The organism is Amycolatopsis pretoriensis (assembly GCF_900107925.1).
Classification (GTDB): Bacteria; Actinomycetota; Actinomycetes; order Mycobacteriales; family Pseudonocardiaceae; genus Amycolatopsis; species Amycolatopsis pretoriensis.
This window is the reverse complement of the sequence record NZ_FNUJ01000006.1, coordinates 108,378-121,914: the sequence shown is the minus strand read 5'-3', so window position 1 is coordinate 121,914 and position 13,537 is coordinate 108,378. Positions and strand designations below refer to the sequence as shown.

The window sequence follows — 13,537 nt, the reverse complement described above, 5'->3', positions numbered from 1 at the left end:
CTGGAGGTCGTGGCGGGGAAGGGGTCAGCGCAGCGCGCTGTCTGCCACCTTCTCTTCGCCCACGGTGCTGAGGTGTTCGCGCATTCGCTCGGCGGCGTCGCCGCGGCGGCCGGCGAGGAGCAGGTCGGCGATTTCGACGTGCTCGCGGCAGCGGATGAGCGCGCGGTCGCGTTCGAGGGAGCGGCGGTACTCGATGAGCCGCCGGAGGTTGTCGATGCGCCGGAGACCCTCGATGAGGAAGGTGTTGGCGCTGCACTCCATGATCGCCTCGTGGAAGGCGCGGTTGAGCGCGAACAGCTCCGCGTTGCCCACCTCGTAGATGGCGCCGTCGGCCAGCTTCTGCTGCTGGGCACGGACTTCCTCGATGGCGCGGCGGTCGAGGACGAACGTCGGTTCGAGGATCGCGGCGGGTTCGATGATCAGCCGGTAGCGGTAACTGTCCGCGTAGGCGCGTTCGGAGGTCAGGGCGGGCTGGAACTCCCAGCCGTAGCCGGGAAGTCGCTCGATCCAGCCCTCGGCCGAGATACGCCGCAGCGTGCGGTTGAGGTCCGCGGGCGACAGGTTGTACTGGCGGGCGAGTGCGCTTTCGGTGACGCGGTCGGGCAGCTTGCCGTCGAGGCGGTCGGCGGCGATCAGCAGGTAGAGGGTCTCGTCGTCGCTCGTCTCTTCGAGGGCGACGTCATCGAGTTGCTCGCCGGTGCGCACGACCGTGTAGCCGCCGCGCTCGGCCGGGGCGACCACGCCGGTGTCCTCGAGCAGCCGCAGCGCGTTGCGCACGGGGGAGCGGGACACGCGCAGGTGCTCGGCGAGGGTGCGCTCGACCAGCCGCGTACCCGCGTCGGCCCGCTCGTCGCGGATGTAGTCGAGGATGCGCGCGGCGACCTGCCGGGTGAGCGGGGTCGGTGCCATGTCCCTCCCTCCGTCGGCGACCTGCGGGCAAGCGCAGCTTACCGACCGGAGGGGGACGGCCGTGGTCACGGCAGCTCCACGGCGTTGACGTGCTCCACCTGGGGTGCAGCGGCGAAGTAGCCGCCAACCAGCTCGCGCCAGCGGGCGAACCCGGGGGAGCCGCGGAACCGGACGGTGTGGTCCTCGACGGTCTCCCACTCGACGACGAGCCAGTACCGCTGGGGCTGTTCGACACCGCGGCGCAACCGGACGCCGTGGCATCCCCCGGCGCTTTCGAACAGCGGGACGGCCTCGCCGACGGCTTTCTCGAACGCGGCTTCGTCGCCCGGCCGGACGTCGATCCGCGCGATTTCCCAGACCATGGTGGTGCTCCTTGTCGTCAGAGGCCGAAGGTGTGCGCGGCCAGCAGGGCCAGCGTGATGGTGATGCCCCCGCCGATGCGGGTGGCGATCTGGGCGAAGGGCATCAGCCGCATGCGATTGCTCGCGGACAGGATCGCGATGTCGCCGGCGCCGCCCATGCCGCTGTGGGTGGCGGCGACGATCGCGCCCTCCACGGGGTGGATCCGGACCCAGCGGGAGACCACGAACCCGGTGGCGACCATGGCGAGCACCGTCGCGACGATCGTCAGGAGGTGCGACGGCGTGAAGCCGGCGATCAGCGTCTTCCACGGGACCTGGACGAGGCCGAAGGTGAACAGCACCGGGAAGGCGAGCGCGGTGAGGCAGAAGCTGTAGACGAAGGTGGCGCCGTCCTGCAGCCGCGGGGTGACGCCGTGGGCGAGCTTGAGCAGCACGGCCAGGGCGAGCATCACGACGGGGGCGGGGAAGCCGAGCAGGTCGAGGGCCAGCACACCGCAGAGGTAGAGCACGACCGCGGTGACCCCGGCGGCGGCGATCGACTGGGGCGTGAGGTCCGGCTTCTTGCGGTCCAGGCCGTCGAGGAGGTCGGTTCCCCCGCCCGGTTCGAGCCGGCCGTTCCCGGTGAGGTGCGGACGGCGCTTGCCCAGCAGGTTGAGGAGTCCGGACAGCAGGATGGCGACGAGGTTGCCGACGAGCACGGCCGGCAGCACCTTGGCCAGCAACGGGCCTTGCGCGGTGCCGAGGATCGCGGCGTAGCCGATGGTGAGCGGGATGGCACCTTCGCCGACGCCACCGGCCATGATCGGGACGACGACGAAGAAGATCGTCTCCTTCCAGCCCAGGCCGAGCGCGGTCCCCACGCCGGTGCCGACGGTGAACGCGACGACGCTGCCGGCCAGCAGCGGCACGAAGATCTTGGCGAAACCGCGGACCAGGATTCGGCGATCCATGCTGAGGATGCTGCCCACGATCACGAAGGCGATGAACAGGTTCAGCACCTTCGACGTCGTGAAGAAGTCGCCGAGGGCCTTCGCTGCCGGGGCCGGGATCCAGCCGCGGAAGGCCAGGTACGAGGGGACGAAAGTGACGAGGATGGCCGCGCCGCCGATGCTGCGCAGTACCGGCACCCGCTTGCCGATCTCGGCGAGGGTGAAGGCGAACGCGACCATCAGGCCGATCACCGTCGCCAGCTCGCCGGTGACGTTGTGCGTGAAGACGAACGTGATCAGCAGGGCGACGAGGACGACGTAGACCGGGATCGGGACGATCCCGACGTCGCGGTCCATCAGCCGCGACCACAGGCGGGGGCGAGGCGCCTCGCTCGGCGCGGGGGGCTCGGAGATCGGGTCGGCGGTCAGCGCCGCGGGAGTCTGGTGCGACATGGAGTTCCCTTGCTGCTCTGGAAGGGCCGGGAGTGCGAAGCCGGGTGGGTGGCTGCGGAGAACCATAAGTCGAGAGATGGTTTTTCTCAAGGCTGTTGTACCAGAAAGTTGGCATTATGCTCTTGTAAAAGACCAACGGTGTCCGTACGCTTCAGGGAGTCCGAGTCGGAAGGAAGTTCAGTGAAGATCCTCGTTCTGCCAGGTGACGGCATCGGCCCCGAGATCACCGACGCGACCCTCAAGGTGCTGCACGCCGCTGAGGCCGCGCTCGCCGTCGGCATGGAATTCGAGACGCGCGACATCGGGCACGCCAGCCTGGCGACGTCGGGGACGACGCTGCCGGCCGACGTGCTCGACCGCATTCCCGAGGTCGACGGCGTCCTGCTGGGCCCGGTCAGCCACTACGACTATCCGCCGCGGTCCGAAGGGGGCATCAACCCCTCCGCCGAGCTGCGCACGGTGTTCAGCCTCTACGCCAACATCCGGCCCTGCCGGTCGCGGCCCGACCTGAGCATCCTGCGCAAGCCGATGGACCTCGTCCTCGTGCGCGAGAACACCGAGGGCTTCTACGCCGATCGCAACATGTACGCCGGCACCGGCGAGTTCATGCCGGACCCGGATCTCGCGCTGTCGATCCGCAAGGTCAGCGCCAAGGCCTGCGAGCGAGTCTCACGCACGGCGTTCGACCTGGCCCGAGGCCGCCGCCGGAAGGTCACCGCGGTGCACAAGGCCAACGTCGTCAAGCTGTCGGACGGGCTGTTCCTGCGCGAGGTCCGCAAGGTCGCCGCGGAATTCCCCGACGTGGAGCTGGAAGAGCTGATCGTCGACGCCACCGCCGCGCTGCTGATCCGCGACCCCGAGCGGTTCGACGTCATCGTCACCACCAACATGTTCGGCGACATCCTCTCCGACGAAGCGTCCGAACTGTCCGGCAGCCTCGGCCTCGGTGGCTCCATCAACGCCGGCGACGGCATCTGCGTCGCCCAGGCCCAGCACGGATCCGCCCCCGACATCGCCGGCCAGGGTGTCGCCAACCCGACGTCGCTGATCCTGTCCGCGGCGATGCTGCTCGACTGGCGCGGGCAGCGCGACGGCAACCCGGTGCTGGTCAAAGCCGGCGCGCTGATCACCGAAGCCGTCGACGCCGCCCTGGACGACCCGGCCACCCGCACTCGCGACATCGGCGGCGCTCTCGGCACCGACGCCTTCGCCGACGCCGTCATCAGCCACCTCACCAAGATCAGGGAGAACGCCGCGTGATCGTCTCCGTCAACCCCGCCACCGGCGCCGAACTGACCCGCTTCGCGCCGCTCACCGGCGACGAGGTCGAAACCGCCGTCGACGCCGCCGTCAGCGCCCAGCGGCAATGGCGCCAGCGCCCGCTCGCCGAGCGCGCGGCGATGCTGCGGGACATCGCCGCGGTGCTGCGGGACCGCAAGGACCGCTACGCCCGGCTCATCGTCAGCGAGATGGGCAAGCCGCTCGTCGAGGCCGAAGCCGAGATCGAGAAGTGCGCCGTCACGTCCGAGCACTACACCGACCACGCAGCCGGGTACCTCGCCGAGCGCAGCGTGACGGCCGAGGCCGGCGTCGTCTACGACCCGCTCGGCGTGATCCTGGCCGTCATGCCGTGGAACTATCCGTTCTGGCAGTTCTTCCGCTTCGCCGCGCCCGCCTTCGCCGCCGGCAACGGGGCGCTGCTCAAGCACGCCAACAACGTCCCGCAGTGCGCCCTGGCGGTGGAGGAGGTCGTGCGTGATGCGGGGTTCCCGGCGGACTTGTTCCGGACCTTGCTGGTGGACGTCGAGCAGATCGCGCCGCTGATCGCGGACGACCGGATCGCCGCGGTCACCCTCACCGGCTCGACCGAGGTCGGCGCGATCGTCGCCGCCCAGGCCGGCGCCGCGCTGAAGAAGCAGGTGCTGGAGCTCGGCGGCTCCGACCCGTTCCTGGTCCTCGCCGACGCCGACATCGAGGCCGCCGCCCGCGCCGCGGTCAAGGCACGCTTCGTCAACGTCGGCCAGAGCTGCGTGAACGCCAAGCGGTTCATCGTCGAGGACGCGGTCGCCGACGAGTTCGTCGCGGCGTTCCTGCGCCACGCCGCCGAGCTGAAGATCGGCGACCCCGCCGACCCGGCGACCGCCATCGGCCCGATGGCACGTGCCAACCTGCGTGCCGCACTGCATGACCAGGTCGAGCGCAGCGTGGCGGCCGGGGCGACGGTGCTGGCCGGTGGCGAACCGGTCGACGGGCCGGGGTTCTTCTACCCGCCGACGATCCTCGACCACGTGCGTCCCGGCATGGCCGCCTTCGACGAGGAGACGTTCGGTCCGCTGGCCGCGATCATCCGCGTGCCCGACGCCGACGAGGCGGTGGACCTCGCCAACCGCACCGAATTCGGCCTCGGCGCGGCGATCTGGACGTCCGATGTGGACCGCGCTCGAAAGCTGGCTCGTGAGGTCGAGGCCGGTGCGGTGTTCGTCAACGGCGTGGTCGCGTCCGATCCGCGCGTGCCGTTCGGTGGCATCAAGAAGTCCGGCTACGGCCGGGAGCTCGGTGCCGAAGGCATCCGCGAGTTCTGCAACACCAAGACCCTCTGGATCGGAGCCTGACCTTGACCGACCACTTCCTGGCCTCCGTGCTGCGCCCCGCCGAGCTCACCGCGTTCTCCCGCGGCGGCGGCGCCAGCACCATCCCCCTGGTGACCAAGCACCGCGGCGCCGAGGTCTTCCTCAACGGCATGACCCGGTTCGAGCCGGGCGCCGGCATCCCGCTGCACACGCACAACTGCCCCGAGAGCGTCGTCATCCTGCAGGGCAACGCGGTGGTGGAGATCGACGGCGAAGAGCACCACTTGTCCACTTGGGACACGACGTACGTGGACGCCGGCGTTCCGCACCGGTTCCGCAACGCATCGGCCACCGAGCCGATGCGTATCCTGTGGACGTACGCTTCGGTCGAAGCCACCCGGACGATCGTCGCCACCGGCGCCACCTCACGCGTCGATGCCGAACACGATCGTTCCGCCACACCGGACAAGTGACCGCGCTCGCCGCCGCGATCGGGAACATCAATAGGGTCTGCGCCAAGGGCAGCACGGCGCCGGCGAGCACCGCCGGCTTGTGGCCTATCCGGGTCGGGCAGTCACGCGGCGCCCAGCGCCTTTGCGTAGCAGCGCTGTAATCCGAGCGCCGGTCTCCCGGTCGCCCGGCGGCTACCACGCCGCGCGCCGCCGCGTTCGACGGCCTGTGGAGCGCGAGGGCGAGCGGCCGGTGCCGCGCTACTGAGAGCGCGTGCTGTGGGTCTGGGGCCATCTGCCACAACGAAAGCGACCGGCAGCCCCGGGGACTACGGGCACCGCTCCTATGAGCAGGCGGTCCGCAGCTCGCAACGGCCCTGCGGATCTTCAGCGTCGAGGACGGGGCCAGCGAGGATATCGGGCTGGACCACCTGAGCCACGTCAGCACCGACATTGCCGACTGGGTGGGTGACGTCTTCGCCCTCGGCGCGGTGACCGGTGGCTGCCTCCGTCCAGGGCGGGTGCGGCGCCGTCCTGGAGCGGGGTACTCCGCTACGACCAGGGTATCGACCAGTGGTGTCGGCCGGAGGCGACCTCGAACGGATCCCGGCCAGGCAGCTGGACTGTAGCGGTGACCCCAATCGGCACGACCGCTTCCACCTCCAGCTGTTCTTCGTCGATCCGCCAGCTGAGCGCGGCCGGCCCGTGGGGCGTGTCGTGCTCGGCGGCGGCGTGGGTCAGGTCGCCGCCGGGGCGGGGACGCAGCAGCAGGCGGCGGTAGCCGGGCTCGGCCGGGGCCAGGCCGGCGACCGTGCGGTGCAGCCAGTCCGCGACCGCGCCGAGGGCGTAGTGGTTGAACGAGGTCATCTCCCCGGGGTTGACGGTGCCGTCGGGCAGCAGGCTGTCCCAGCGTTCCCAGATGGTCGTCGCGCCCTGGGTGACCGGGTAGAGCCACGACGGGCATTCCGTCTGCAGCAGCAGCTCGTAGGCGGTGTCCAGGTGCCCGGTCTCGGTCAGCGCGTCGCAGATGACGGGCGTGCCCGCGAAACCGGTCGCGATGCGGTGACCCGCGTCGGCGACCAGCTCGGCGAGCCGGTCGCCGGCCGCGGCCCGCTGCGCCGGGCCGGGAAACAGTCCGAAGTGGATCGTTAGCGCATAGGAGGCTTGGGCGTCGTCGTCCAGGAGCCCGGACGGCTGGACCCAGCGTCGCGCGAACGCCGCGGCGATTTCGTCGGCGAGCGTCGCGTAGTGCCGGTGTTCCTCGACGTGCCCCAGCACGCGCGCCGTCTCGGCGAGCACTCGCGTGGAGCGCGCGTAGTAAGCGGTGGCGATCAGGTGCGGGTCGGCCTTGGCGTCGGACGGGTCGTGCGGCGGGGCGGTCGGGTCGAGCCAGTCGCCGAGCTGCTTTCCGTTGTCCCACAACCGGTCCGGCCCGGCGTCGGCGGTGACGCGGTCGATCCACGCCTTCGCGCTGGCGTACTGGCTGCGGAGTACGCCGGCGTCGCCGAACCGCTGGTAGAGGTCCCACGGCGTGAGCACGGCGACGTCGCCCCAGACTGCGGCCGGGAAGGCCGGCGTCCAATGTGGCGCGGGGATCTCCGGCACGAAGAACGGGACGGTTCCGTCGGGTTTCTGCTCGGCGGCCACGTCGCGCAGCCACGAGCCGAGCATGCCCGCGCAGTCGTAGAGGAAGGCGGCGGTCGGGGTGAAGACCTGGATGTCGCCGGTCCAGCCGAGCCGCTCGTCCCGCTGCGGGCAGTCGGTGGGCACGTCGAGGAAGTTGCCGCGCATGCTCCACACGACGTTGTCGTGCAGCCGCTGGAGCAGGGCGTTGGAGCAGGTGAACGTGCCGGTGCGGCGCATGTCGGTGTGGTGCACCCTGGCGACGACGTCGGTGACTTCGGCGTCCCCGCTGATCTCGGCGTAGCGGAAGCCGTGGAAGGTGAACCGCGGCTCCCACACTTCCTCGTCGGTACCGCCGCGGAGGGTGTAGGAGTCCGTGGCGGCGGCGCCGCGCAGGGGCCGGGTGCACAGCTCGCCGTCCTGCAGGACTTCCGCGTGCCGCAGCCGCACGACCTGGCCGGCCCGGCCGCGGACGCGGATGCGCAGCCGCCCGACCAGGTTCTGCCCGAAGTCGATGAGCCGGCGTCCCGAAGCGAACCTGGACGTGACCGACGCCGCGAGCTCCTGGGTGCAGCGCACGGGCGGCCCGTCCGGCGCGACCAGCGTCGCCAAATCGTGCTCCAGCAGCCGGACCGGCGTCCAGGTCGAATCGTCGAAGCCCGGTCGTGACCAGCCCGGTCGCTCGTCGCGGGCGTCGTGGTGTTCGCCGTCGTAGAGGCCCGACGATCGGATCGGCCCGGTCGCCGACCGCCACCCGGGGCCGGTGCCGACGGAGTCGGTGGTGCCGTCGGTGTAGGTGACTTCCAGCTGCGCCAGCAACGCGAGCCGGTCGCCGTAGATGGCGCTCGTGCCGCCGTGGAAGCCGAGCCGGCCGCGGTACCAGCCCTCGGCGAGCCAGGCGCCGAGCGCGTTCTCGCCGGTCCGCAGCGCGGTGGTGACGTCGAAGGTCTGGTAGCGCAGGCGGTGGTGGTAGCTCGTCCACCCGGGGGCGAAGGTGTGGTCGCCGACGCGTTCCCCGTTGAGCTCGATCTCGTAAAGCCCCAGCGCGGTGACGTACAGCCGTGCGTGCGCGATATCGGGACGCAGGACGAACTCGGTGCGCAGCAGGGGCGCGTTCTGCGTGTGGTCTTCCGGTGTGACGAACCGGGCCGACCAGTCCGCCGCCGTCAGCAGGCCGGTCTCCAGCGTCAGGGCCGGGCTCCAGCCGGTCGCGGCGCCTTCGGTGTCCCACAGCCGCACGCGGATCGTGCGTCGAGAGCGGGAATCCAGCGGGGGGAACGGCCAGTCGACGAGGACGTTCTCGCCGGAGGTGATGCGACCCGACCGCAGTGCCGGGCCGGCGGGGTCGGCGCATTCGATCTCGTAGGCGGCCTGCCGCCAGCCGGGCACGGCGCCGGTCACCTGCCAGGACAGGCGTGGCTCGGGTTCGCCGATGCCGAGTGGCTCGTCGTGGTGTTCCGCGCGGGGAGTGCTCACCTGGAGCGGGGCCGGGCCACTGTGGTCCACGGAGGGTTTTCCTTTCTGCACGCCGAAGCCGGGCCGGAGGAGGGTTCTCCGGCCCGGGTGGGGTCAAGCGCCCTGGCGGTAGGCCTCGTCCATCTTCTGCACCGCTTCGGCCGGCGTGGTGCGGCCGCCGAGCAGGTCCTGCACCGCGGCGAAGTGGACCTGCTGGACGCGGGCGTTGGGCCACTGCTGGTCCATGAACGGGAACGTCTTGCCGTCCTTCTGGTACTGCTGCAGCGTCTTCAACGCCGGGTCGACGCTGAACTGGTCGTTGGGGATCGACGGCAGCGCGGAGTTGGTCTCGGCGTAGCGGTTCATCGCCGTCGGCGACATCAGCCAGTCGATGAACTTCAGCGCGGCCTGCTTGTGCGGGGCCTTGGCGTTCATCCCGTAGGACGACCCGGCGGCGCCGGCCATGCGCGTCTGCGTCGCGTCGTCGGTGGCCGGCAGCGGCTGGAGGTCGAAGGTCGTGCCCTGGGCGGCTTCCTTCTTCATCGCCGCGACGGCGGAGTTGACCTGGACCACGCCGAGCGCGTCGCCCTTGGCCACCATCGACAGGCTGGCCTCGTAGCTGGTGCCGAGCTCACCGCTGTTGAAGCAGCCCTGCTTCTGCATCTGCAGGTACTTGTCCAGCGCGGTCTGCCAGCCGGAGCCGGCGAAGGTCGCTTTACCGTCGGTCATCTGCTGGGAGAACTGCGGTTGCGGCCCGTAGACCAGTGTGGGGGTCAGTGCGTAGTCGATCAGCTGGGTGACCCAGTTGGTCTGCGCTCCCAGAGCGTACGCGGTCTTGCCTTTCTGCTTGGCCGCCGCGCAGAAGGCGAGGACGTCACTCCACGTCTTCGGTGCGGTGAGTCCGGCTTGGGTCAGCGCGGTGGTGTTGTAGACGGCGCCGATACCGGAGAACGCGACCGGAGCGATGTAGGTCTTGCCCTTCAGCTGGGAGACCGACTTGAGCCCCTCCGGGATCTGGTTGGCCCACGAGTGGGCGGAGAGATCCTCGAGGTACCCGGCACCGGCGGCGACGGTGACGGTCACCGGGTTTCCGTTGCCGGGCCAGACGAACAGCACGTCCGGGGCCGTCCCGGAGGACAACTGGGTGCGCACGGTCGTCTGGTACTGGTCGAGCGCGGCGTAGGTGACGTGGACGTCGAGCCCGGGATTGGCCTTCTTGTACTCCTCGACGACCGCGTCCATGGCCGGCTTCTCGTTCGTGGTCGCGGCGATGGTCAGCGCGTTGTCGCCGCCGTCGGCGGACCCCGGCCCGCTGGAGCACCCGGCCGTCACTGCGGTGGCCGCGAGCAGGCACGCGGCCGTTCTGGCGAACTTCATCGTTCTCTCCTTGGTGGGTTATCCCTTGAGGCCGCTGGCGAAGCCCTTAATGATCGTGCGTTGCATGAGGAAGTAGGCGAGCAGGATCGGCGCGATGCTGATCACGAGCCCGGCGAAGACGAGATTCCACTGCGAGACGTACTGCCCGACGAAACCGAACAGCGACACCGGAACGGTTTGCCGGTCGCTGCCGGACAGGTACAGCAGGGGCGTGAGGAAGTCGTTCCACACGTTGAGGACGTTCAGGATCACCACGGTGCCGGTGACCGGCCGCAGCAGCGGGAACACGACGCGGCGGAACGTGGCGAACGTCGAGCACCCGTCGATCGCGGCGGCCTCTTCGTATTCCTGCGGAACAGTGCGGAGGAACCCGACGTAGAGGAACACCGAGAACGGGACCTGCAAACCGGCGTAATAGATCACGAGCGCCCACAGGCTGCCGAGCAGGCCGAGGTCGCGCATGGTCGTGTAGAGCGGGATCATGGCCAGCTGCATCGGCACCAGGAGGCCGAGCATGAACCCGGCGAAGGCGAGTTTGGACCAGCGCTGCGTCACGCGCGCCAGGGGATAGGCCGCGAGCGCGGAGATCACCACGATGAGCGTGACACTACCGATGGTGATGAGGGCGCTGTTGGCGAGCGCGCCGCCGAGGCCGCCCTGGATCCAGGCGTCGGAGTAGTTCGCGAAGGTGATGTCCCGGGCCGGTTCCAGCGGCGAGGATGAGTCGCCTGGGCTCTTCAGCGAGAGGTTGACCAGCACGTAGACCGGGAAGAAGAACAGCAGCCCGGCCAGGATCATCACCAGCTCTAGGGCCAGGGTGCGGCCGCGGTAGCGGTTCACGACGCTCCCTTCTGCCGCCCCAGCAAGCGGTACTGGGCGCCGGACAGGAGGGCGACGAACACCGTCAGCACCAGGGCCATCGCGATGCCGTAGCCGAAGTCGTTGAACTGGAAGGCGTTCTTGTAGATCAGGGTCGACATCGTGTCGGTGGCGTTGCCGGGGCCGCCCTGGGTCATGACCCAGACCTGGTCGAAGAGCTTCAGGCCGCCGATGATCGACAGCATCAGGTTGATCGTGATGGCCGGGGCGAGCGCGGGGCGGACGATGTACCAGAACCGGCGGAAGGCGCCCGCACCGTCTATCTTGGACGCTTCGATCACGTCCTGTGGCACGCCTTGCAGCCCGGCCAGGAAGATCACCATGGAGTAGCCGGAGAACTGCCAGACGACCACGCCGACGACCGTCCACAGTGCCAGGTCCGGTTCGCCGAGCCAGTTCTGCCGCCAGGAATCCAGGCCGACGCCGTCCAGCAGCCGGTTGACCGCGCCGTCCGGGGCGAGCAGGTACTGCCAGAGGTAACCGGTGGCGACCGGGGTGATGATCGCGGGGGCGAACAGCAGGACACGGAGAATGTTGCGGCTCTTGATGTGCGTGTGCACGCCGAGGGCCAGCAGCAGCCCTACCAGGTTCTGGATGACGGTGATGCCGACGGCGAGCAGCAGCGTGTGCGTGATCGCGCCGGTGGCCGCCGGGTCGTCGAGCAGCCGCCCGAACTGGTCCAGCCCGACGAAGTCCTGTCGCTGCGAGAGCCCGTCCCAGTCGGTGAACGCGTAGCGCGCGCCCTGCAGGCTCGGCCAGGCGACGACGAACAGGTAGAACACCGCCGCGGGCAGGAGGAAGTACCACGGCACCGAGCGGCCGCGGGACTTGCTTCGCGTCGCGCGGTCGCGGGCGGTTCGGTGGGGCGTCACGGGTGGTCTGCTGGTCACGGCCATGCCGGAACACCACCTCGTGGTGCCCGAGCGCCATCGCTCATGGCGAGCCTCCGAGTGGGGAGCGGCCGCGTAGAACGTTCTACGCGGTGGCGAGAGTGTAGGCGCTCCGGGACACGATTTGTCAAGCCGTTGCGGCGTTCTCGTTCGCCGCCCGGTTAGAGTGACGACGCCGGAACGGGAAGGTGGAGCGCGTGCAGCCCAAGGACAGGCGGGTGACGATCGCCGACGTCGCGAGGTCGGCCCAGGTGTCGGTCGCGGCGGTGTCGAAGGTGCTCCGCAACGCCACCGGAGTCAGCGACGCGATGCGCACCAAGGTGCGGGCGGCCATGGAGGAGCTCAACTACCGGCCGCACGCGGCGGCGCGGGGGATGCGCGGCCGGACGTACACGATCGGGATCGTGCTCGACAGCATCCGCAACCCGTTCTTCGCCGACATCCTCGACGGCGTCGACGCCGAGCTCGCGGGCACCGACTACCAGGTGTTGATCGGCGCCGGCGGGTTCGGCGCCGACGGGCAGGCCAAACTTGCTGACGCGCTGGTCGACCGGCAGATGGACGGCCTGATCATGATCGCACCCGGGATGTCCAAAGACGACGTCGTCCGCACCGCCGCCAGCGTACCTACCGTCGTGGTCGGCCACCACGACCCGGCCCCCGAGTACGACTCGGTCGTCGACGACGACCTTGCCGGAGCCGCGCTGGTGGTCGACCACCTCGTCGGGCAGGGGCACCGCAGCATCGCCCACACCACCACCCGCGGTACCCGGGGGACCAAGTGGCGGGCGACTCCGGACAAGGTCCGGGCGCGCGGGTTCCGGCAGGCGATGAGCGGGCACGGGCTGGGGGAAGATCCGATGATCGCGGTCACGGGCTTCTCACTGGAAGGCGGCTACCAGGCCGGCCGGGACCTGCTGACCCGGTCCGACCGGCCGACCGCGATCTTCGCCGGCGCCGACGTCGCCGCGCTCGGCGTGTTCCAGGCGGCCTTCGAGCTGGGGATCCGCATCCCGGAAGACCTCTCGCTCGTCGGCTACGACAACACCGCGATCGCCGGGCTGACGCCCGTGCGCCTGACCAGCGTCGACCAGTCCGGGCATGCGATGGGAGTGTCGGCGGCGCGGCTGCTGGTCGAGCGCATCGAAGGGCGTGCCGAGCCCGTCCGGACGGTCAGCGCGCCGCGGCTGGTCGTGCGCCACACGACGACGGCGCCGAGCCACGTCAGGGCGAACGGCGGCCGGACACCGTCCAGATGACCTCGCGGACCGCGGCCAGCAAGGCGGGGCTGCCCGACCGGGCGCGCTTGTCGTCGGGCACGATGATCGACAGTGCGGCGACTACGTCGTTCAGCGCGTTGCGGATCGGAACGGCGATGCCGGTCGCGTCCTCGTGGACGAGGCCCGCAGCCAGTGCGTTGCCGAGGTCCCACACGGCTTCCGTGGCGTGTTCGAACTGGTCGGGAGCGGTGATCGCCGCCAAGGTGTAGTGCCGCATCGGGCGCTGCAGCACGCGCTCGCGGACGTCGGCCGGGGGCGTAGGCGAGCAGGACTGGGCCGCACGAGGAGATGTGCGGCCGGCCAAGATCATGTTCTCCCGCCCGTTCGTCGACTTCGATCCACCGGGGCGAGGACAAGGGCG

General features: G+C 70.1%; 12 protein-coding genes. 4 read left to right on the top strand and 8 right to left on the bottom strand.

From position 1 onward, the window contains the following. Positions 1-24 precede the first annotated feature (24 nt). The 3 genes from BLV96_RS26555 to BLV96_RS26545 form a co-directional block, all read right to left on the bottom strand. Positions 25-909, bottom strand: a complete 885-nt coding sequence (locus BLV96_RS26555) for a GntR family transcriptional regulator (protein WP_086678799.1) — start codon at positions 907-909, stop codon at positions 25-27. Between the two features lie 65 nt (positions 910-974). Continuing rightward, a complete protein-coding gene (locus tag BLV96_RS26550) occupies positions 975-1,271 on the bottom strand; it encodes an antibiotic biosynthesis monooxygenase family protein (RefSeq protein WP_086678798.1) in 297 nt (98 codons plus the stop codon). Positions 1,272-1,288: 17 nt separating this feature from the next. Then, positions 1,289-2,653: a 2-hydroxycarboxylate transporter family protein gene (locus BLV96_RS26545; protein ID WP_208608323.1), complete on the bottom strand. Its 1,365-nt coding sequence runs from the start codon at positions 2,651-2,653 to the stop codon at positions 1,289-1,291. Between the two features lie 180 nt (positions 2,654-2,833). Here BLV96_RS26545 and BLV96_RS26540 point away from each other — a divergent pair, with 180 nt between their 5' ends. From BLV96_RS26540 to BLV96_RS26530, 3 genes are read left to right on the top strand one after another with little or no spacing between them, the layout of a single operon-like run. Next, complete coding sequence (locus BLV96_RS26540; protein ID WP_086678797.1) at positions 2,834-3,913, top strand: isocitrate/isopropylmalate dehydrogenase family protein; 1,080 nt, start codon at positions 2,834-2,836, stop codon at positions 3,911-3,913. Beyond that, positions 3,910-5,265, top strand: a complete 1,356-nt coding sequence (locus tag BLV96_RS26535) for an NAD-dependent succinate-semialdehyde dehydrogenase (protein ID WP_086678796.1) — start codon at positions 3,910-3,912, stop codon at positions 5,263-5,265. The genes BLV96_RS26540 and BLV96_RS26535 overlap by 4 nt, the downstream gene beginning before the upstream one ends. A 2-nt stretch (positions 5,266-5,267) precedes the next feature. Next, on the top strand, positions 5,268-5,696 hold the full coding sequence (locus BLV96_RS26530; protein ID WP_167379743.1) for a cupin domain-containing protein: 429 nt from the start codon (positions 5,268-5,270) through the stop codon (positions 5,694-5,696). A 528-nt stretch (positions 5,697-6,224) separates the two neighbouring features. Here BLV96_RS26530 and BLV96_RS26520 read toward each other — a convergent pair. From BLV96_RS26520 to BLV96_RS26505, 4 genes are all read right to left on the bottom strand, one after another. Continuing rightward, positions 6,225-8,801 (bottom strand): alpha-L-rhamnosidase, encoded by a 2,577-nt coding sequence (locus BLV96_RS26520; RefSeq protein ID WP_086678794.1) that lies wholly within the window; start codon positions 8,799-8,801, stop codon positions 6,225-6,227. Between the two features lie 63 nt (positions 8,802-8,864). After that, positions 8,865-10,127: an ABC transporter substrate-binding protein gene (locus BLV96_RS26515; protein ID WP_086678793.1), complete on the bottom strand. Its 1,263-nt coding sequence runs from the start codon at positions 10,125-10,127 to the stop codon at positions 8,865-8,867. Between the two features lie 18 nt (positions 10,128-10,145). Next, positions 10,146-10,967 carry a carbohydrate ABC transporter permease gene (locus tag BLV96_RS26510; protein WP_086678792.1) on the bottom strand — a complete coding sequence of 274 codons (822 nt, stop codon included), beginning with the start codon at positions 10,965-10,967 and terminating at the stop codon, positions 10,146-10,148. After that, entirely contained in the window at positions 10,964-11,878 is a 915-nt protein-coding gene (locus tag BLV96_RS26505) for a carbohydrate ABC transporter permease (protein ID WP_244180490.1), read from the bottom strand. Before BLV96_RS26505 ends, BLV96_RS26510 begins: the two co-directional genes overlap by 4 nt. Before the next feature lie 215 nt (positions 11,879-12,093). Here BLV96_RS26505 and BLV96_RS26500 point away from each other — a divergent pair, with 215 nt between their 5' ends. Further along, positions 12,094-13,155, top strand: a complete 1,062-nt coding sequence (locus BLV96_RS26500; protein WP_244180487.1) for a LacI family DNA-binding transcriptional regulator — start codon at positions 12,094-12,096, stop codon at positions 13,153-13,155. Here BLV96_RS26500 and BLV96_RS26495 read toward each other — a convergent pair. After that, a complete protein-coding gene (locus BLV96_RS26495; protein ID WP_086678790.1) occupies positions 13,121-13,486 on the bottom strand; it encodes an IclR family transcriptional regulator domain-containing protein in 366 nt (121 codons plus the stop codon). The genes BLV96_RS26500 and BLV96_RS26495 overlap by 35 nt on opposite strands. Between the last annotated feature and the right edge of the window lie 51 nt (positions 13,487-13,537).